Source organism: Halomonas sp. TD01 (assembly GCF_923868895.1).
Taxonomy (GTDB): Bacteria; Pseudomonadota; Gammaproteobacteria; order Pseudomonadales; family Halomonadaceae; genus Vreelandella.
This window is the reverse complement of the sequence record NZ_OV350343.1, coordinates 1,303,448-1,324,021: the sequence shown is the minus strand read 5'-3', so window position 1 is coordinate 1,324,021 and position 20,574 is coordinate 1,303,448. Positions and strand designations below refer to the sequence as shown.

The window sequence follows — 20,574 nt, the reverse complement described above, 5'->3', positions numbered from 1 at the left end:
GTTGCCACTTAGTTGCGTTGATAGTAACGATAGTTTTCAACTCAGCGCTAATCAAAATGACCCAGGTTAAAATTGAGCAGGTAGCCATGTCGCTAGTTGGGGGAAGAACGTTAGCACCAGCAGCATGCCAAGCTGCATAAGAATAAACGGGATGACCCCGCGGTAAATCGCCGAAGTCGGCACCGAGGGTGGCGCTACGCCGCGCAGATAAAATAGCGCAAAGCCAAACGGTGGGGTTAAGAACGATGTTTGCAGATTAATGGCGATCATGATGCCCAGCCAAATCGGATCCAGCCCCATGGCCAACAGAATCGGCCCAACGATGGGCACCACCACGAAAGTGATCTCGATAAAGTCGAGAATAAAGCCAAGCAGGAAGATGACCAGCATCACGATAATGGTCGCACCCACCACCCCGCCGGGCATACCTTCGAACAAGTCGGTGACCATATGCTCGCCGCCGTAGGCTCGGAAGACCAGCGAAAACAGCGCCGCACCAATCAAAATCATAAACACCATGGTGGTCACATGGGTGGTTGAACGCAGCACATCTTTCAGCGTTGCCCAATCCAACTGCCGATAAGCAATGGCCAGCACCAGAGCACCAAAGGCGCCGACGGCTGACGCTTCTGTGGGCGTTGCAAACCCACTTAAAATCGAGCCAAGCACCGCGACAATAAGTACCACGGGAGGCACAAGGCCTTTCAATAGCAGCCATCCAAGACCTGAGGTATGACCAAGCTCTGCCATTAGCTCTTCACGGTCAGCAGCAGGCGCCATTTGCGGGCGCAGCCACGCGACCATGGCAACGTAAATCATATACATAACCACCAGAATCAACCCTGGCACCAGCGCCCCCATAAACAGATCTCCCACAGAGACCGTTTTAGGACTAAAAATGCCCATCGAGAGCTGCGCCTGCTGGTAAGCGGACGACAACACATCACCAAGCAGTACCAGTGCAATGGAAGGCGGTATAATCTGACCTAGCGTGCCAGTCGCACAAATGGTGCCGGTCGCGAGCGAAGTGCTATAGCCACGCTTTAGCATGGTAGGTAGCGACATAAGCCCCATGGTAACCACGGTGGCCCCCACAATGCCGGTAGACGCCGCCATCAGCATACCGACCAATGTCACGGAAATACCCAAACCACCACGCATAGCACCAAACAGTAGCGCCATCGCATCGAGCAGTGTTTCGGCTACTTTGGACTTCTCAAGTAAAACACCCATTAAGACAAATAATGGCACCGCCAATAACGTTTGGTTGGTCATAATGCCGTAAAGCCGATTGGGCAGCGCAGCAAGATATCCACTGTCGAAATTGGCGTCGACGCCGATGGCTTCAAGGCCTAAGCCCATTCCTGCAAACAACAGCGCGGTGCCCGCTAACGAAAGCGCCACCGGGAAGCCGAACATCAGTACGATACAGATGGTGGCAAATAAAATAAGCGGCATAAATTCCAACATTAAACGCGCTCCTCAAGGTGGTTATCATCACCAACAGATGGGGGTATCCGGCCAGTAAATACGTAGCCGTTGCGCACCACTTCAATGATGCCTTGTACGATCATCAGCGCGGCAAAGAGCGGTATTAACGTTTTCAGTGCAAAGACGGCTGGAATACCACCGTAGTCTGAGGAGGTCTCCATAACACGCCAGGAGTTAGCAACGTAGCCCAAGCTGGAAACAATGATAAAAGCCATCACTGGGATCAAGAGCGTGATAATACCCACAATGTTAACTACCGCTTGGCGGCGGGGTGTCATTCCACGGTAGAAAATATCGACCCGCACATGGCCATCGTGGCGAAAGGTGTAGGCCGCGGCGAGCATAAAGACACTGGCATGCATATACATCACCAGCTCTTGCATAAAAATGCTGTTAACGCTGAAAGCGTAACGAAGCAGTACAATCGCGAACTGAATCAACATCATGATGATGATCAGCCACGCAAGGCTACGCCCGAACCACTCCGAGGCGCGGTCCAGCGCAGCGATAAACGCAGGTAGTTGTGTTGTGTCCGACATGGAGGTGTCTCGCGTAAAAACGGCTAAGGGGAGTCAGCGCTCCGACAATAGCGTATATACGCAGACAATGCAGCGCCCGTAAACCACTAAGCACGCTTATCGTTAAACGCTTTGGCGAATCGCCGCCAGACAGGCTGCAGGTAACGGTAAATCGACAGCGATCGGTAAGTGGTCAGAAAATAAGTGATCCAACACACGTACATCCGCAGCTTCAAGGGTTTGGGACAGCAAAATATGATCCAGGGCGCGACGGGGTTGCCAGGAAGGATAGCTAAGCAGTGGCTTAACCGGGTGAAGCGGCAACGACGTACTAAAGCGTTCATGTGCATGAAGCTGATCAGGCGTGCAGTTTAGATCGCCCATGACCACCACATGGCGCAGCGGCTCGATAATGTTGCTCAAATAATTTAGCTGGCGCACACGCCCACGGTGGCTCAGCGCCAAGTGGGCTACAAAGATATGCAGTGCATCCGGCCCTTCACCATAGCGCGCGTGAATTGCACCACGTCCTGGCAGCATACCTGGCAAACGATGCTCTTCGATGTGACTAGGCACGATGCGCGACAATAGCCCATTACTGTGCTGAGCAAACTGTCCTAGATTACGATTAAGCTGTTGAAAGTAGTGGGGAAACCGCGCTTTAGAGGCAAGGTATTCAACTTGATTAACACGACCAGAACGGAAACTACCGCCGTCGACCTCTTGCAGTCCCACCACATCAAATGGCTCTAGCACATTGCCCATTTGCGCCAAGCGTTTAAGGCGCTGAGGGTGGGGCAACACATGTTGCCAACTACGAGTGAGATAGTGATGATACGCCGACGTTTGAATACCTACCTGCAAATTGAACGTCAGCAAGCGAATATGGCCACGTTCAGCCAATGATGACGCAGGCGAGCCTATCTGCCCCCCTGCGTGACCATGCTCTAACACCGTTATTGTGCGCGCTCGTTACGCACGCGCTCGACAAGCGCATCCGCAATTTGCGGCATATTTTCCAAGCTACCTGCCGTACTTGGCGACACAAGGTAGCGCCCATCAATAATGAGCGCCGGTACGCCCATCAGACGCATTTCACGCATGCGGCTGTTGGCTTTATTAACTTCGCTGCGAACGCCAAACGCCGTCAGCGCCTGCTTAGCTTTCTCTTCGCTTACGCCGTAATTAGAGAAAAACTCAGCGATTTCATCCGCATCTGTCAGTGAGCGACCATCTTCATGAATAGCTTCAAAGAAATCAGTGTGCAGTTCGTCTTCGATACCCAGAGATTCTGCTGCATAAAATGCTGTCGCGTGGGTATTCCAGTCCCCGCCCATGGTGGCCGGCATGTGAACAACGCTAACGTCGTCTTCAAGCGTTTCATACCACTCGTTTGCAGGTGTTTGCAGCCGGTAGCAATGCGGACAGCCAAACCAAAACGCTTCGGTCACTTCAATCTGCCCCTCTTCGACCTGTGTCGCCACCGGCGACTCGAGCAGCGTGTAATGCTGACCTTCTACCAGCTCCTGGGCACTTACGGCCGCAGATAAGCCTAAGCCGGCCATCGCGACCATTAACGTTTTTAACATAGCGATAATTCTCCAAAAATGAGCGAGACTGTGACCGCTGGTTATGCAAAGAGGTTCCCCATCTCTTTAATTACCAGTGAGATAGGGCACCTTTATTAGCAGCGACTAGTTCAAGCCTAATAGGTAATTCGCTACGGCTTCCATATCGCTATCGCTCATTTTAGAAGCGATATCGCCCATGATGTTATTCGGGCTGTTAGCACGTTCACCGGAAGCAAAGTCTTGCAACGTAGACACCGTATACTCGGCGTGCTGGCCTGAAAGCGCTGGATATACTGCGCTTCCAATACCAACCCCCGTAGGCGTATGACAAGCGCTGCACGAAGGGATGCCTTTGGACATATCGCCTGCCCGGTACAGCTCTTCACCGCGAGCTAAAAGCTCTGCGTCTTCATCGCTTGTCTGACCAAGGTTCGCGTTTTGCCCTGCAAAGTGAGCTGCCACATCCCAAGCGTCTTGATCTGAGAAATCATCGACTTGACCGGCCATGGTGGGAACTAAACGGTCGCCGTCACGGATATCCATGATTTGCTTGGCCAGATAGGACATTTGCTGCCCTGCTAGGTTTGGAAAAGCGCCCGATGGACTAATACCTTGCTGGCCATGACAGGCTGCGCAGGTTTGAGCCAGTTCACGACCAGCCGCTGCATCCGCGTCAGCTTGGTGGTCGGTTTGGGCGTGTACGGTGCCAACGGCACCCATGGTAATTGCCAGGCTTGCCAGTAACTTTCTCATTGCTATTCCACTATGCCGTTTGATTATTGACTGGTACGCACCCTGGGCGCTGCCCAGGTTCAGCACTTTACCAGGGTCAGCTCCGCCAAAACGAACAACATGTCGTGTTGGTCGCTGCTGGCTAGAGCGCGATGGTACACTAGCGCCCCAGGTCGCAGTTATAAACCGCTTGCATTATAACGAATCACCCTAGCGGCGGGAATGCAAGTCCAGGTCTGCTTTTGGGGTAATTCGTCGCGGTACCGTCATTTACTCACGTTAACGTGGTGAAACGGGCCGTCTTATACGTCTGTTTTTCAGGATTAACACCATGTCTACTGCCAATGATAACCCAGTCGCTCGACTGAACTACCCCACTGCCCGCTTTATGATCAGCGCCCCTACGCTTGCGCTGTGCCCAGACGATACCGGTGCTGAAGTCGCGTTCGCTGGGCGCTCGAATGCGGGTAAATCAAGCGCGATTAACGCGCTTACTCAACAGAATGCCCTTGCCCGCACCTCGCGCACACCAGGCCGCACCCAGTTGATCAACTTTTTCAGCGTCATGAATGACGAATCGCGTCGCTTAGTCGACTTGCCCGGCTACGGCTACGCCAAAGTGCCTGAAGCGGTGAAGCTAGAGTGGCAGCAGCATCTGTCTGACTACCTGCGTGGCCGCTTCAGCCTACGTGGCCTTGTACTGCTAATGGACGTGCGCCACCCGCTAACCGAGTTCGACCAAATGATGCTCAACTATGCGGATAAGCGCGAAATGCCCGTGCACATTCTGCTTACCAAGTCCGATAAATTAAAAAAAGGTCCTGCTAGCGCCGCGCTGCAAAAAGTCCGTTCGCGCCTTAAAGAGTGGGAAGATTTTGTCTCGGTTCAGCTTTTCTCATCGCTCAAGCGCGACGGTGTAGATACGCTTTCTCAAAAACTAGACCAGTGGCTGCATACCCCTGAGTAAACCAAGGATTGCCGAACAAGCCAAGTTTTCCCAAACAGCCTGAAGCTTGCTCAACACAGACAGCCTTGCCAAATAAACCCAGGTTCCTTAAGCACACCGCGGTGTCTGTCAGGAGCGTCGTTCCAACCAATCGATTAGCTCGGGCAATTCTTTCACGTGGGCAATTCGGTGAATGCGTGTTGGCAAAGCTTGATCGCCTTGCGCGGCGATCCATACGGCATGCATGCCCAACCGCTGTGCAGGTAACACGTCCTCTTGCCAGGAATCACCTACATGCATGGCGCGGTGCGGCACAACATTCAGACGCTCCAAAGCGGTGAGAAATGGCTTAGGGTCTGGTTTTGGTGCCAGTAATTCGCCTGCAGCAATAGCCACCGGAAAGTACGCCGCTAACGGCTGACGCTTGAGGTGAATATTGCCATTGGTAATAGCGGCTAGCTGGTAACGCTCGCTCAACGCGGATAGTAGCCCAGCGGCTTCAGGGTGAGGGGTTACCTGCACCCGCAGTCGATGAAACTCATTCATGGCAGCGGCAGCCCACAGCAACGCACAACTGCGTGTTAAGCCTTGGGCCTCTAGCTGTGCTTCTAACGCCCGTAGACGTAGCCAGGTAAAGTCTCCGCGCCGTTCCGGAACTTGCTTGGCCCACGCTTGGCGGCGCTCCAGGTAGTCGGCTAGCCCTTGCTCGTAACTCAGCGTCAATGGCGCTTCATGGCGGGCTTTGCGCCACGCCGCCAGCGCTTCAATTAGCCATCGATAGTGGCCCTCTTCCGTTTTTAACATCACGCCTTGGTTGTCCCACAGCGTATCGTCAAGATCAAACGTAATCGCTTGTAGAGAAGCCATGGTTAACTCCGTGTCGTGCGGCGTTTAGCGCGGGGGTGAGCGGCATCATAACTTTCGGCCAAATGCTGCCAATCCAGGCGGGTGTAGACTTGGGTCGTCGATAAATTAGCGTGGCCCAGCAATTCCTGAACCGCCCGCAGGTCTTGGCTGGACTCCAACAAATGACTTGCAAATGAGTGACGCAGCCGATGGGGGTGGAGGTGTTCAGGCAAGCCACGCACAACAGAAAGCTGCGCCAACCGCTTTTGAATACCCCGATGTCCAAGACGCTGCCCACGCTGACCGACAAATAACGCCATTTCCCCCATTGCCGCCAGTTCAGGTCGACACGACAACCACTCCTTAATCGCCTGATCCGCTCGCCTGCCAACAGGCACTTGCCGCGGTTTACTGCCCTTGCCCATCACCCGCACATGGTGGGCATTTAAGTGACCTAAATCCAGTGCGGCGAGTTCCGCTAACCGTAGGCCACTGGAGTAAAACAACTCGAGCATGGCTTGGTCACGTATTGCCAGCGGCGTGCCATCGTGAGGCGTATCTAAAAAGCGTGATAGCGCATCCACATCAAGCGGTCTTGGTAAGTGGCTTGGCTGCTTTGGTGTGCGCAGCAACCCCACAGGGTTGTCGACAAGCACGTGATGCTGCACAAGATAGTCAGCAAAACGTGATAGCGCGGCGCGGCGGCGGGCTAAACTTCTCGGCGCGAGCCCGCGGCTGCGCTCTGACCCTAAAAAAGCGCGCAGAAATGCAGTGTCTAACATCGCCGCATCGGTTACGCCACGTTGCTCAGAAAAACGCTGCAAGGCAATTAAATCCTGACGATACGCTGCCACCGTGGCAGGGCTTGCGTGGGTAGCAAGCTTACGTAAATACGCTTCGACCTGCGTCGTCAATGAGCATGGGCTATCCATGATGTTCCAGACGAAGCAGTAGCCGTGCCACGATATCGCTCAGATACTCTGTAAACAACGTATCCATACTGGCGCGGTAACAGTCGGGATCAGGGCTTGCGAGAAGCAAATATCCCAGCTGCTCGCCCGCCGAAAGCCGCGAAATGGCACAGGAACCCGACCGTCGGGGTGCTTTGGTATGCGGCAACAGACATTTCCAGTCGCTAACACTGAGCTTGACACAACGGCTGGTGCGCCCATCTAACAGCGCAGCTAAGCGAGCGCTGGCATGCTGATCCAACACGTGACGCGGTGGCTGAGGCGGCGTTGGCTCATCGTCACTTAATGAAGATGGGCTCCATAGCGCCATTGCAGGCGTTTGAAAGTGCTCGCTTAGCTGAACAGCTAGCGCTTGGGCCAACGTATCGCGATCTTCTGCTTCAACCAGATTGAGTAGCGTCTCACGCAGTCGACGGTACTGGGCTTCATTATGTCGTGCCGTTTCTAGAAGATGCTCAAGCCGCCCCTCTGCTGTTTCAGCACGCTGGCGTAAATCAATCACCAAGCGCTCTAACAGCGATACCGCCCCATCGATATGGGGATGTGGCACCTTGAGTTGCTGCAGCAAGCCTTCACGACCAACAAAAAAATCGGGGTGGCGTGCCAGCCAAAACGCCACTTGATCAGGGTCGAGCGTTTTGCGCGGCTCGGGGGCTTGAGACATCGCCGTTCTCCTAGAATTAGTTGAGTGTAACTCGACCGTCGAAGACACGTGTGGCAGGGCCCACCATCACCAACGGCGCTTCAGGGTCGGGCCACTCAATGCTTAACTGGCCACCCGGCAGGTGAACGGTTACCGGGCTTTTCAACAGCCCTTGGCGAATACCGCTAGCCACCGCAGCACAGGCCCCCGTGCCACAGGCAAGCGTCTCACCGCTGCCACGCTCATACACCCTCAGGCGAATTTCGCTGGGCGACACGACCTGCATAAAACCTACGTTTACCCGCTTGGGAAAGCGAGGGTGAAACTCAAGCAGCGGCCCAAGATGCTCAACCGGTGCGCTGTCAACACATTCAACCTGCAGCACAGCATGGGGATTCCCCATTGAAACAACCCCTAGTTCCAGCGTGCCGCCGTCGACGTCAACAGCGTGTAGTGGTTGGTCACCCGGTGCTTCAAACGGCAGCGTGGCCGGATTAAAACGCGGCCTCCCCATGTCAACACGCACCATACCGTCGTGCTGAACATTGAGGACCAGCGGCCCACCGGCAGTTTCCACATGAATTTCATGCTTATGTGTGAGGCGCTGATCGCGAACAAAGCGAGCAAAACAGCGCGCACCATTACCGCAATTTTCAACTTCGCTGCCATCAGCATTAAAAATACGGTAGCGAAAATCCATCTCTGGATCTCGGGGCGGCTCAACCACCAATAATTGGTCAAAGCCAATGCCAAAACGCCGGTCTGCTAGCTGGCGAATCTGTTCATCACGCAGGCGCGCTCGCTGAGTGACTAGATCCACCATCATAAAATCATTACCCAGACCATGCATTTTGGTGAAGTGCAACAGCATCAGCGCTCCCCTTCCGGCAGCAGTGCTTCACCGGCCCACAGACTTTCCAGGCTTTCCCGAGCACGTACCACATGGTAGCGACTGCCATCGACCATCACTTCCGGTGGGCGCGGACGGCTGTTGTAATTCGACGCCATCACAAAGCCGTAAGCGCCCGCTGATCGAACGGCTAGTAAATCGCCCTCAGCAATCGCCAACTCGCGCTCTTTACCGAGGAAATCGCCGGTTTCACAGACAGGGCCCACGACATCATAGACCGCACACTTACGTTGCTGGCGGGTATCCACCGGCACAATCGCCTGCCATGCCTGATACAGCGCAGGACGGATTAGGTCATTCATGGCAGCATCAACAATCGCGAAATTTTTGGTTTCGCCGGGCTTTAAGAACTCTACGCGGGTTAGCATTAGGCCTGCGTTAGCCGCAATCGAGCGGCCCGGTTCAAATAGTAAAGTAAGCGCTTCACCGCCCTCCCAACGAGAAAGGCGCGCCAGCAACTGGCTCGCGTAATCAAACGGCTGAGGTGGTTTTTCATCACGATAGGGAACGCCTAGCCCACCACCCAAATCCAAATGATCAATCTCAATACCACGCTCACGCAGCCGCTCCATCAGCATTAAGAGGCGCTCAAGGGCATCTAAAAACGGGGCGGTTTCGGTTAGCTGAGAGCCAATGTGGCAATCAAGCCCCTTCACTCGTAGGTGGGGCAAGCTGGCGGCCAGCGTGTAAACGTCCAGCGCTTCATCGACAGGAATGCCAAACTTGTTATCTTTTAGCCCAGTCGAAATATACGGGTGGGTGCCTGCATCTACATCCGGGTTTACCCGCAGCGATACCGGTGCCACCTTGCCCAGTTCCGCCGCAACGGCGTTTAGCCGCTCAAGCTCGGGACGGGATTCAACATTGAAGCATTTAATGCCGACGTCTAGCGCACGGGCCATTTCATGAGGCTGCTTGGCAACGCCCGAAAACACGATTTTTGACGGGTCGCCGCCCGCTTTCAGCACGCGCTCAAGCTCACCAATCGAAACAATATCAAACCCAGCCCCTAACCGTGCAAGCAGGCCCAACACCGCCAAGTTGGAATTGGCTTTCACCGCATAACAAATCAGGTGAGGATGACCACCCAGGGCTTCGGTATAGGCCCGGAAATGGCGCTCTAACGTCGCTTTTGAGTAGACATAACAAGGCGTTCCCAGATCGGCGGCAAGCTGAGTAAGCGGGACGTCTTCAGCATAAAGCACGCCATCGCGGTAGTTAAAGTGATCCATTATCCCTCCTGCTCGGCAGCCGAACCATTAGTGTCTTCGTCAGGCAAATAAAGCGGCCCTTTCTGACCGCAACCAACTAGCAGCAGCGTGATCAACAACACCGCACTAAAGGTGGTAACCCAGCGTTTCATGCATCACCTTTCAGCGCTGCCAACGCCTCGCGGGCACGGCTGGCAGCAGCGCGAACCTGCTCAGGCGCGGTGCCACCGATATGGTTACGGGCGGCCACGGAGCCTTCTAACGTAAGTACCTCGAACACATCCTGCTCAATCGTGGCAGAGAACTGCTGCAGTTCTTCAAGGGTCATTTCAGACAGATCTTTCTTAGTCTTCAAACCGTAGGCCACTGATTGACCGACAATTTCATGGGCATCACGGAAGGCTACGCCCTTGCGCACCAAGTAATCAGCAAGGTCCGTGGCGGTCGAGAAGCCGCGTCGTGCGGCTTCATACATGCTGTCTTTTTTCGGCTCAATAGCAGGCACCATGTCGGCAAAGGCTTTTAAGCAATCTCGCACGGTATCAACGGCGTCAAACAGCGGTTCTTTATCTTCCTGATTGTCTTTATTGTAGGCCAGGGGCTGAGACTTCATCAGCGTTAATAGCGCCATTAAGTGGCCATACACCCGGCCCGTTTTACCGCGAACCAGCTCGGGCACATCCGGGTTTTTCTTCTGCGGCATGATAGAAGAACCCGTGCAGAAGCGGTCAGGCAGGTCGATAAAGTCAAACTGGGCGCTGGTCCACAGCACCAGCTCTTCGCTCATGCGCGATAGATGCATTAGCAGAATGCTGGCAAAGCTGGTGAATTCAATAGCGAAGTCACGATCGGAGACGGCGTCCAGTGAGTTTTCTGCTGGGCGATCAAAGCCGAGTAGCTCTGCAGTGACATGGCGGTCAATGGGATAGGTCGTGCCCGCTAACGCCGCTGCGCCAAGAGGCATTACATTCACGCGCTTGCGGCAGTCCAGCAGGCGCTCATGATCACGGGTTAGCATCTCTTGCCATGCCAATAGGTGATGGCCAAAAGTCACCGGCTGCGCCGTTTGCAAATGGGTAAAACCAGGCATGATGGTATCGGCTTCACGGTCGGCAAGCTCAATCATGCCTTCACGCAGACGAACCAACTCTGCTTCAATCACGTCAATCTCATCGCGCATAAATAGGCGGATATCGGTCGCTACCTGATCATTACGTGAACGACCGGTGTGTAGCTTCTTGCCCGTAATACCGATTTTATCCGTCAACCGTGCTTCGATATTCATATGCACGTCTTCAAGCGGGATCGACCAGTTAAACTCGCCTCGCTCAATTTCGCCCTGAATCTCGGTGAGGCCGGTGATAATGGTATCGCGCTCGTCATCGGTCAGCACACCGACACGAGCCAGCATAGTGGCATGGGCAATAGAGCCCTGAATATCCTGGCGCGCTAAGCGCTGGTCGAAAGTCACAGACGCGGTGAAGCGTGCAACAAAAGCATCGGTGGGCTCGCTAAAGCGACCGCCCCAAGACTGGTTCGTAGCTTGGCTCATCGGAGGCATATCCTGCTGACTAAACTAAAGGAATCGTTATCAGAAAGTGTACCAGAGTCACCGCACTCAGCGGCATGCCGTTTTATAGTCGTTTCTCAAGTAGAGTGCGGCTCAGAATCACTAACCGGATAAGGAGATTGGTGTAAGAAGGCACGGATGTCTGAAAGGGGCATCGGTCGAGCAAAATAAAAACCCTGGAAATACGTGCTGTAGTGGGCATTGAGGTACGCATACTGCTCTGCCGTTTCCACGCCTTCGATTAATACCTCAAGGCCAAGCTTGGCTGCCATGGTTACCACGCCGTCTACAATCGCCGCATCCCGAGAGTCATTGACCACGTCTCGTACAAATGAGCGGTCAATCTTAAGCTTGTTAATCGGTAAACGCTTGAGATAGCTAAGGCTTGAAAAACCGGTACCGAAATCATCCAGCGCAATATGCACGCCCAGCGAGCGCAGATCCTGAAGTGTTTGTATGGCATGCTCCGTACTATCCATTAGCACGCCTTCGGTAAGCTCCAGCTCCAATAGTTCGGGAGCTAGACCGCTCGACTCGAGTACCCTCTGAATAGACGCCAGAAAACCTGAGCGCTGAAACTGCATGGGCGAAATATTAACCGCCATTGTAACGGGCATATTTGCGCTCGCATTAAGCCTGACAGCATCACAACACGCCCTCTCCAACACCCACTCACTGATCGGCATAATCTGCCCGGTGTCTTCTGCCAAACTAATAAACTGGCCAGGAGGAATGTTGCCACGCTCAGGGTGATACCAGCGAATCAGTGCTTCCACACCAGAGACTCGGCCAGTGGGGCCATGTATTTGCGGTTGGTAATGCAACTCAAATTGCGACTGTTCTATAGCTTGTTGCAACGCATGACGTAAATTTACCCGCTCGGAAACTTTGCGATTGAGTTCATCGGTATACCACTGATAGGTATTACGCCCTTGCCGCTTGGCTTTATACATCGCCAGATCTGCTCGCTGTAGAAGCTGGCGCGGCTCACTGATCGTTCCATCATTAGTGGCAATGCCCATGCTGGCAGTAATACGCAGCTCACTGTCTCGATACCAGTAGGGCGCAGAGAGACAAGCGAGAAGTCGCTCAACCACCTGCAGAACATCTTTTTCCTGTGCCAAGTCAGGCAGTAAAACGATAAATTCGTCGCCCCCAAAACGCGCCACGGTATCCCAAGGACGCAGCTCTTTTTCAAGCCGCTTAGCGACCTCAATTAAAATATGGTCGCCCACGTCATGCCCTAGCATGTCGTTGATCGGTTTAAAGTCATCTAGGTCGACAAATAGCACGGCGATGTAGCGGTGATAACGCTTGGCCAGTAGGCACCCTTTCGCCAATCGCTGATCAAGTAAAAGCCGATTAGGTAACCCCGTTAATGCATCATGGCTGGCATTATGCCGAAGTTGTGCCTGGTATTCGCGCTGGGCCGTGATGTCATTTTGAACACCAACAAAGTGCGTTACAGCACCGGTTGCATCACGCACAGGGGAGATATACAGATCATTCCAAAACGGCATCCCATTGCGGCGATGATTGCGTATAACGACATGGACTTCTTGCTGACTGTAGATCCCTTTGCGCAACTTCTTCAGGGTCGCTGGGTCTGTCTCTTCCCCCTGAAGAAAACGGCAGTTTTGGCCGAGTGCCGTATCGCGAGAATACCCAGTAATGCGCTCGAAAGCCGCGTTCACATAGACAATGGGTAAATCATGCTGTTGAGCATCTACTATGACGACGCCGTTAGTGCTTGATTCAACGCTACGCTCAAGCAGCGTGAGCTGTCGCTCGGTCGCTTTGCGCTCAGTGATGTCTTGGGTTGAGCCCTGTACCTGAATAACCTCCCCCAACTCGTCACGTAAGGCTTTGCCGATCACTCTTACCCAACGCCGGACATCTTGCCGAGTGATAATCTCCAGTTCTTCATCAAAACTAATCCCTTGTTCGCAGCAGGCTTCAAACACCTGACGGATACGTGGCCGAGAGCTCGGCGTATAAAAGTCAATCGCTTCTTCAATGGTGGGCTGAAATCCATCAGGAACACCATGCAGGCGACACACCTCGTTCGACCAAATGGGCATCCTTTCGGACATATCAACGTACCAGCCGCCAATCAGCGCGGTCTCGCCGGCAATTTGGAAGAGTCTCTGATTACGAAGGAGCTGTTTCTCGACGGCTTTTCGTCGCGAAATATCACGGGCGATCACGTAAATGACGTGCTCTCCCACTGCGGCGGTGACTTCCAGCCACACCATTTCTCCTTCTGCCGTTAGTGCTCGAACGTCAAACGGAGTTACTTTCTTTTGTGATTGGAGACGCGCCAACGCCTCCTCAATAACCGGGATATCGCGTGGGTCCACCACTTTGCCACATGATTTACCTATCCACTCACTCGCGGAATAGCCCAGCAACGTTTCGAACATCGGATTAACGTTAAGTAAGATGCCCGCAAAATCAATGCAAAAGAATAAATCTTGCGATAACAAAAAAAACTGATTTAGCTTGCCTTGAGATTGAACAAAGGGCATGGCATCACCTAAACGTGTGGATTGCCTTACAGCACTGACCATAATTTCGGCCGGTTATTTTTACTGTGTAGCTGGGTGCTTTATGATGAGACTTATCATAGTTCGTCGCGACCTGTCAGCGGCAAAGGGAGAATCACGTGTCATCCATCACTAAATTGCGCATTGCTACGCGTAAAAGCCAGCTTGCTATGTGGCAAGCCGAACACGTCCGCGACCGCTTGATGGCGGCACATAGCGGCCTTGAAGTCGAGCTTATTGCGCTCTCCACCAAAGGAGATAAAATTCTTGATACGCCGCTTTCCAAGATTGGTGGTAAAGGACTCTTTGTGAAAGAGCTAGAGGACGCCATGCTCGATGGGCGTGCGGATATCGCCGTGCATTCAATGAAAGATGTTCCCATGCACTTTCCTGAAGGGCTCGGACTTTCTGTCATTTTGGAAGGTGCCGATCCAACAGATGCGTTTGTTTCCAACCACTATAACAGCATAGAAGAGCTACCGGAGGGTGCGCGAATCGGCACCGCCAGTCTGCGCCGTGGCTTGCAAATGCGCGAAGCCCGGCCTGACCTGCAGATTCTTAATCTACGCGGAAACGTGCAGACTCGCCTAGCTAAATTAGATGCGGGCGAATTTGATGCCATTATTCTCGCCACCTCTGGTTTGAAGCGCTTAGGTCTCGATGAGCGCATTGCCCAAGCACTGCCGCCTGAAATATGCCTTCCCGCTTGCGGCCAAGGGGCACTAGGCATTGAGTGTCGTCTCCATGATCCAGAGTTAATTGGAATATTAGCCCCACTGGATGACCCCGACACCGCTACCCGTGTGCGTGCCGAACGCGCCATGAACACGCGTTTGGAAGGCGGCTGCCAAGTGCCTATCGCGGGGCACGCGGTGCTGGATAAAGCCAATGAGACCATTTGGCTGCGGGGATTAGTGGGCAACCCAGAGGGCACTGAGGTACTGCGTGCAGAAGGCAGTGGCTCTATTCATGAGCCCGAAGCCCTGGGTATCCGAATCGCCGAAGAGCTGTTGGATCAAGGGGCAGGCGATATTTTAGCCGAGGTGTATGGCCGCAACGTATGAGTCAACCGGTACTGATCTGCCGCCCTGGTGAACGGGGAACAGCCTTAGCAGACTCGCTGCGTGCTCAGGGAGCCTCTGTTGAGCAACTTGACGTTATGCGCTTAGAGTCGTTGCCCGAGGATCACGTTCAGCGCAGTATTTGGTTAGATATTGATCAGTACCATAAAATAGTGGTGGTCAGCCCCTTTGCCGCTTACTGTTTAAGCGAAGCGCTTGATCGCTATTGGCCCCAACTGCCGGTGGGCATTAACTACTATAGTGTGGGCCGTGCAACGGCAAGCGTACTATTTGAACAGCTGGGTGTGCGTGTCCATATTCCTTCGCCTGACCACGGAGAAGACACGAGCGAGGCGCTGTTGTCACTTGCCTCACTCAAAACGCTTACGCATCAGCGTGTCTTGCTAGTGGCTGGTGAGGGTGGTCGCTCATTATTAGCAGAGACACTAAGCGCTCGCGGGGCCAATGTTACCCGCACCGCGGTGTATCGACGTGTATATCAAGCGCCAACGCCGGCCATGCAGCAACGTCTATTATCAGGCGATTATCGAGCGTTAATCGCTACCAGCGGCGAACTGCTTCAACATCTGGCAAGATGGTGTGAACAAGCAGCGTTGAACCAACCGCTAATCGTTTCCAGTCACCGTTTAGCTAAACTGGCCGGTAAACTGGGTTTTCGTGACCTCAAGGTGGCGTCGGGAGCAACGCCAGCTGCACTGGCAGCAGCGTTGGGTCGGTCCTGCAACCCAAAGGGTGCCGATGTCGATCAAGGAACTTAATAAGGGCTAGCGACAGATGAGCAAACAACCAAACGATCAGGAAGGCGTACACAACGCGTCTGCCGATGAATCTCAATACGACGCCAAACCAAGCGACACTGCCGCGTCAGACTCGTCGAGCAGCGAAACATCAACGGCAGGGAATACGGCAGCGTCTTCTTACGCTGCTAAAAACAGCCGCTCGCGTCGCCGCAATAAAGGGGGCAATAACGCAGCTAATGCCAGCACCGTGTCGGCGAACACCAATAATGGCCAAGCTTCGACCAAACCAAGCGCTGACCCCCAACAGGCAACTGATACGAAGTCTTCAGCAGAACCTAAGTCTTCAACAGACGTTAAATCGTCAGCAGGAACCAAGCAGACGGCCAGCACTAAACCAACAAGCAGTAGCGCATCTGGAAATGCTGCGCACGTTCCCCCTTCTTCCACGAATAGCTCCACGAACAGTGGCAGTGGTGGTGGCAAAGGCAGTGGTATTGCCATTGCGCTGGTGATTATCCTGGCACTCGCCGTCGCGTTTGCCGCTTGGCAGGGCTGGCAGCGCTTGGATAATCAGCAGCAGCGTATAGACGAGCTCGCCCAGCAGGCGCAAAGCAGTGCCTCACAGCAAGCGGTTAGCGACCTAGCATCGCGTATTGAGAACAGCGAAGCCGAGCGCAACCAAGCGCTGGACAGCACGATGAGCGAACTGCGTAGCGAGCTGGATAGCTACCGCGGAGAGGTCAACAGCACACTAGACAACGTGCTAGCACAGCTCTCTCAAGAGCAAGAGACCGACGAGCGTGACTGGCTGCATGCTGAAGCCGCTTACCTGTTACGGCTAGCCAACCAGCGCCTGCAGTTGGAAGGTGACGTTGAAGGTGCTGCCGCCCTGCTGCGCACTGCCGACGCTCGCTTGGTCGATGCCGACAATCCGGCATTAACGCCAGTACGCCGTGAAATTGCGAATGAACTTGCCGCCCTGGACGCCGTACCGCAGGTTGATCGCACCGGTATTTATCTCGCGTTGAACGCTCAGCAAGAGCGTATCGCTGACCTACGCCTGTCACAAGAGATAGAAGAGCGCGCCGTTACCTCTAGCATTGAGCAGCCGCCCACTGGCACTTTCCAACGTCAGTTGGCCCGCTTTGGTGAAGAGTTAAAAGATCTTGTGGTGATTCGTCAGCACGACGAAGCGTTAGAAACACTGATTACACCAGAGCAAGAGTCCTACTTGCGTCAAAGCCTGCGCCTGATTCTTGAACAGTCTCAGTTGGCACTGCTGAAAGAAGAGCAAGCGCTTTTTGAGGCAAGCATCGATAAGTCACTAGCGCTGCTCAACGGCTACTACGACACCGAACGTGAAGAGACCCAAAGCGTTATTGCTCGCCTGCAAGAACTGAAGCAAACCCAGGTGCAACCTGAGCTACCGGACATTAGCGCTTCGCAACAGGCGCTAGCGGGTTTTATTGAAAACCGCTTTGAGTCGCGTCGCCAAGGTGGAGGTGATGCATGAGAAAACTAATTCTCTTAATTGTTGCCGGCTTGGCGGTCGGCGCATTGTTCGGGCATCTGATGATGTCGGTGCCTGGCTATTGGTTAATACGCGTTGGTGACACCTCGGTACAAACGTCATTCTGGTTCGGCTTGGTGCTACTGCTGGGTGCTTTCATCATCTTGCACTTTGCATTGCGCCTGCTCAGCGGCATTATTCGTCCGGTGGGGCGTTTTCGCACCTGGAATAGCCGTGCCCGCAATCGTCGTGCAATGAAACGTACCGTGCGCGGTTTGGTTGCCTTAACCGAAGGCCGCTGGAAAAAAGCCGAGAAAACGCTGGTGCGAGCGGCTGACGATTCCAGCACACCACTTGTAAACTACCTTTCTGCGGCACTGGCGGCGCATTACCAAGGCCACCATGAGCAGTCTCAAGAGCATTTAAACCAGGCTCAGCTCACTACCGAAGGGGCTGATACGGCCATTGGTCTGATGCAGGCTCAACTGATGGTTGATCGTCAGCAACCTGAAGAAGCACTGGCCATTTTGAATCGCTTGGATAAGAAGCTGCCCAACCACCCGCAAGTGCTCAAGCTTCTTAAGCAAGTGCACCTAAGCGTTAACGATTGGGAAGGCTTACGCCAGTTAATACCGCGTTTGTCTGCGCAAAAGCTGATTACACAGCAAGAGCGTGAGCAGTTGGAATTCAAAGCGTACCGTGAATTGATTGTTTTTGAGGCCAAAAACCCCACGAATATCGAGCGGGTGCGCGGGCTATGGGCCGATATGCCGGACTATCTACGCGGCAATACAGAGCTAATCGTGCTCTATACCGAGGCACTTTTACAGGCCAACGAAGAGCCTATCGCCGAGCGCTTGCTTAACCACTCGCTTGACAGCCACTGGGATGCGCGTTTGGTGAAACGCTACGGCCTGCTTAACGTAGATGCCTCACGCCAATTAGCAAAAGCGGAGAAATGGCTGCAAGAGCGCCCCAACGACCCTGAACTATTGCTTGCCTGCGGCCGCCTTTCGCTGCGTACTGGCAAGTGGGAAAAAGCGCTGGAGTACTTTGAAGCCAGTCAACGTCAACGCCCCAACGGTGAAGTATGCGCCGAGCTTGCTCGCCTCTATGCAAGCCTTGGCGAACACAACAAAAGCCAGCTCTACTACCGCCACAGTGTGGATATGCTCGCTAAGTCACTGCCCTCGCTTCCACAACCAAGCGACGCCAATGACAGCAAGCAAAGTGAGCCCAAAAAAGCCGTGAAGAACAGCGCTTAACGTCGTCAGAAAGCCGTCAATCAAAAAGGGTGCCCAATGGGCACCCTTTTTCTTTACCTATTAACGCGTTATTTAACCAAACCTGACGTCATTTCAGCCGCGTCCTCAGCGGTTAATTCAGACGTGCAATGGCCGCAGCGCACTGCTTTAATAGGCACCACCATAAAGCAGTATGGGCAAGGCTTTTCAGTGGGGTCAGCAGGCGCAACCGCCTCTTCCCGTTTCATTCGGTTAATCGTGCGAACCAGTAAAAACACCACAAACGCGACAATCGCAAAGCTCACCACCGCATTAATAAATAACCCAACGTTAAGCGTTACTGCCCCTGCCGCCTGAGCGTCAGCAAGCGTGGCATAAGGCCCCCCAATACCTCCTTCTCTTAGCACGACAAAGAGGTTCGAAAAATCAATCCCACCCACCATCAGCCCAATCAATGGGTTCATAACATCGGCGACCAGACTTTTCACAATCAGCGTGAATGCACCACCAATAATGATGCCGACGGCCATATCAACTACGTTTCCCTTCACCGCAAACTCGCGGAATTCCTTAAAAAATTTAGACATTTGCCGATATCCCCAACGTTTTCAAACCAGAACTCGGATATAGAACCGAGCAATTTGCGCTGATTAAGCAGCAAACGCTCTTCCAACATCAAGTGGTTTTAAGGGAGATTAAGATACATCGTAGTCGTTATTGCTATCGGCAGGCAGACTCCCTTAAGTCATAAAGAATCTCCCTGAGCGCGATTCTCGACGTCAAACTCTCGCTCCCAGTCCGCCGCTGAATTTATCAGCAGCATTGTGATTGGCATAAACAGAGAATCTGTCCCAGTTTGGGTAGGGTAGCCCAATCTGGTCGATCTCCCAGAAGGTGGCTTATACTGCCGATACACGGCGGAGACGATGCGGGACCTATTCTGGCAATGTGTCAGTTGCAATGTAGCGAGAGGAGTAGCCGTATGTGCACGCGAGTGGTTTGGCCAAACGCCAACGGGTCGGTCATTGTTGGCCGTAACATGGACTTTCACAAAGACCTGATGACAAATCTGTGGACGCAGCCGAAAGGCATCACACGCGACGACGGGGTGCAGGGAAAGCTGACATGGACATCGAAGTACGGGAGCGTCGTTGCGACCGCCTTCGACATGATCTCGGTCGATGGCCTGAATGAAGCCGGCCTGGCGGGTCACGTGCTGTGGTTGGCGGAGTCGGACTACGGCCCCCAGGACGACAGCCGCACTCAGTTGAGTCAGGCCATCTGGATGCAGTACTTCCTCGACAACTACGCCACCGTAGCAGAAGCCGTCGAATGGATTGAAAAATCTGGCGTTCAAGTGGTGCAGATGATAGATCCTACAGGCGGGACGCCGCCAGCGATTCACTTGGCTCTCGATGACGCCACGGGCGATTCGTGCATCATCGAGTACAGTGATGGGAAGCCCAAGGTCTACCACAGCCGCGAGTACTGTGTGATGACGAACTCACCCACGTACGACCAGCAACTTGAACTGGTCAAGACCATCAGTGGACTTGGCGGCGACCAACCGATCCCTGGGTCGACCCTCGCGAGCGACCGATTCGCCCGTGCGGCGTATTACGTGAGTCGCTTGGACCAGCCGCAAACGCAGCTACAGGCCATCGCGGCCATGTTTAGCGTCATCCGTAACGCCGCACAGCCGTTCCGGATCCCGGATCCCGGCAAGCCCGATGCGTCCCAGACCCTTTGGCAAACTGTCAGCGACCTGACCAACAAGCGCTACGTCTTTGAGTCGACCACCCGCCCCAACATCGTCTGGGTCGACCTGAGCGACCTAGACCTCACCGAGGGCGCCCCCCAGCTGAAGCTCAACCTCGTGAACGAACTGACTGTCGAGCACGGAATCGCCGGCGAAGTCAGCGGCAAGTTCGTCGACAGTGGGATGCTGAACTTCCTCACTCTCGAACTCGAAAGGCAATTGGTTGCAGCTGCGGAGAAGGTCAAACAGTAGTCCATCGAGGCCGCACACTTTAAAGACACGCC

Annotated in this window: 20 protein-coding genes; 6 read left to right on the top strand and 14 right to left on the bottom strand. The window is 53.9% G+C overall.

The window, feature by feature from the left end; translation table 11 throughout:
• Positions 1-66 precede the first annotated feature (66 nt).
• From L1X57_RS06270 to L1X57_RS06250, 5 genes are all read right to left on the bottom strand, one after another.
• Positions 67-1,470, bottom strand: coding sequence for a TRAP transporter large permease (locus tag L1X57_RS06270; protein ID WP_009723228.1), 1,404 nt, complete (start codon positions 1,468-1,470; stop codon positions 67-69).
• A complete protein-coding gene (locus tag L1X57_RS06265; RefSeq protein ID WP_009723229.1) occupies positions 1,470-2,030 on the bottom strand; it encodes a TRAP transporter small permease subunit in 561 nt (186 codons plus the stop codon). Before L1X57_RS06265 ends, L1X57_RS06270 begins: the two co-directional genes overlap by 1 nt.
• A gap of 102 nt (positions 2,031-2,132) precedes the next feature.
• The gene (locus L1X57_RS06260; protein ID WP_009723230.1) at positions 2,133-2,963 is read right to left on the bottom strand and encodes an endonuclease/exonuclease/phosphatase family protein; all 831 of its coding nucleotides are present in this window, start codon (positions 2,961-2,963) and stop codon (positions 2,133-2,135) included.
• Between the two features lie 2 nt (positions 2,964-2,965).
• Complete coding sequence (locus tag L1X57_RS06255) at positions 2,966-3,598, bottom strand: thiol:disulfide interchange protein DsbA/DsbL (RefSeq protein WP_009723231.1); 633 nt, start codon at positions 3,596-3,598, stop codon at positions 2,966-2,968.
• Positions 3,599-3,703: 105 nt separating this feature from the next.
• On the bottom strand, positions 3,704-4,333 hold the full coding sequence (locus tag L1X57_RS06250; RefSeq protein WP_009723232.1) for a c-type cytochrome: 630 nt from the start codon (positions 4,331-4,333) through the stop codon (positions 3,704-3,706).
• A 310-nt stretch (positions 4,334-4,643) separates the two neighbouring features.
• Between L1X57_RS06250 and yihA the strand changes: the two genes are divergently transcribed.
• Positions 4,644-5,279, top strand: a complete 636-nt coding sequence (gene yihA / locus L1X57_RS06245) for a ribosome biogenesis GTP-binding protein YihA/YsxC (protein WP_009723233.1) — start codon at positions 4,644-4,646, stop codon at positions 5,277-5,279.
• 108 nt (positions 5,280-5,387) lie between these two features.
• Here the strand turns inward: yihA and L1X57_RS06240 are convergent, their stop codons facing one another.
• The 8 genes from L1X57_RS06240 to L1X57_RS06205 all read right to left on the bottom strand — a co-directional run bounded on the left by L1X57_RS06240 (position 5,388) and on the right by L1X57_RS06205 (position 13,937).
• Complete coding sequence (locus L1X57_RS06240; RefSeq protein WP_009723234.1) at positions 5,388-6,125, bottom strand: HAD family hydrolase; 738 nt, start codon at positions 6,123-6,125, stop codon at positions 5,388-5,390.
• Positions 6,126-6,127: 2 nt separating this feature from the next.
• A complete protein-coding gene (locus L1X57_RS06235; protein WP_009723235.1) occupies positions 6,128-7,036 on the bottom strand; it encodes a tyrosine recombinase XerC in 909 nt (302 codons plus the stop codon).
• Entirely contained in the window at positions 7,029-7,739 is a 711-nt protein-coding gene (locus tag L1X57_RS06230) for a DUF484 family protein (protein WP_009723236.1), read from the bottom strand. Before L1X57_RS06230 ends, L1X57_RS06235 begins: the two co-directional genes overlap by 8 nt.
• Positions 7,740-7,755: 16 nt before the next feature.
• Positions 7,756-8,589: a diaminopimelate epimerase gene (gene dapF, locus L1X57_RS06225; RefSeq protein ID WP_009723237.1), complete on the bottom strand. Its 834-nt coding sequence runs from the start codon at positions 8,587-8,589 to the stop codon at positions 7,756-7,758.
• Entirely contained in the window at positions 8,589-9,860 is a 1,272-nt protein-coding gene (gene lysA, locus L1X57_RS06220) for a diaminopimelate decarboxylase (protein ID WP_009723238.1), read from the bottom strand. The genes dapF and lysA overlap by 1 nt, the downstream gene beginning before the upstream one ends.
• Complete coding sequence (lptM, locus tag L1X57_RS06215; protein ID WP_009723239.1) at positions 9,860-9,991, bottom strand: LPS translocon maturation chaperone LptM; 132 nt, start codon at positions 9,989-9,991, stop codon at positions 9,860-9,862. The genes lysA and lptM overlap by 1 nt, the downstream gene beginning before the upstream one ends.
• Complete coding sequence (gene argH, locus L1X57_RS06210) at positions 9,988-11,391, bottom strand: argininosuccinate lyase (protein ID WP_009723240.1); 1,404 nt, start codon at positions 11,389-11,391, stop codon at positions 9,988-9,990. The genes lptM and argH overlap by 4 nt, the downstream gene beginning before the upstream one ends.
• A 95-nt stretch (positions 11,392-11,486) precedes the next feature.
• On the bottom strand, positions 11,487-13,937 hold the full coding sequence (locus L1X57_RS06205; RefSeq protein ID WP_009723241.1) for a sensor domain-containing protein: 2,451 nt from the start codon (positions 13,935-13,937) through the stop codon (positions 11,487-11,489).
• 137 nt (positions 13,938-14,074) lie between these two features.
• Between L1X57_RS06205 and hemC the strand changes: the two genes are divergently transcribed.
• From hemC to L1X57_RS06185, 4 genes are read left to right on the top strand one after another with little or no spacing between them, the layout of a single operon-like run.
• On the top strand, positions 14,075-15,019 hold the full coding sequence (gene hemC, locus L1X57_RS06200; RefSeq protein ID WP_009723242.1) for a hydroxymethylbilane synthase: 945 nt from the start codon (positions 14,075-14,077) through the stop codon (positions 15,017-15,019).
• On the top strand, positions 15,016-15,795 hold the full coding sequence (locus tag L1X57_RS06195; protein ID WP_009723243.1) for a uroporphyrinogen-III synthase: 780 nt from the start codon (positions 15,016-15,018) through the stop codon (positions 15,793-15,795). The genes hemC and L1X57_RS06195 overlap by 4 nt, the downstream gene beginning before the upstream one ends.
• Before the next feature lie 16 nt (positions 15,796-15,811).
• On the top strand, positions 15,812-17,290 hold the full coding sequence (locus tag L1X57_RS06190; RefSeq protein WP_143759732.1) for a uroporphyrinogen-III C-methyltransferase: 1,479 nt from the start codon (positions 15,812-15,814) through the stop codon (positions 17,288-17,290).
• The gene (locus L1X57_RS06185; protein WP_009723246.1) at positions 17,287-18,552 is read left to right on the top strand and encodes a heme biosynthesis HemY N-terminal domain-containing protein; all 1,266 of its coding nucleotides are present in this window, start codon (positions 17,287-17,289) and stop codon (positions 18,550-18,552) included. Before L1X57_RS06190 ends, L1X57_RS06185 begins: the two co-directional genes overlap by 4 nt.
• 68 nt (positions 18,553-18,620) lie before the next feature.
• On the opposite strand, the gene mscL is transcribed toward L1X57_RS06185, so the two are convergent.
• Positions 18,621-19,118: a large conductance mechanosensitive channel protein MscL gene (gene mscL / locus L1X57_RS06180; RefSeq protein ID WP_009723247.1), complete on the bottom strand. Its 498-nt coding sequence runs from the start codon at positions 19,116-19,118 to the stop codon at positions 18,621-18,623.
• 395 nt (positions 19,119-19,513) lie between these two features.
• Here mscL and L1X57_RS06175 point away from each other — a divergent pair, with 395 nt between their 5' ends.
• Complete coding sequence (locus L1X57_RS06175; protein WP_009723248.1) at positions 19,514-20,542, top strand: linear amide C-N hydrolase; 1,029 nt, start codon at positions 19,514-19,516, stop codon at positions 20,540-20,542.
• Positions 20,543-20,574 lie beyond the last annotated feature (32 nt).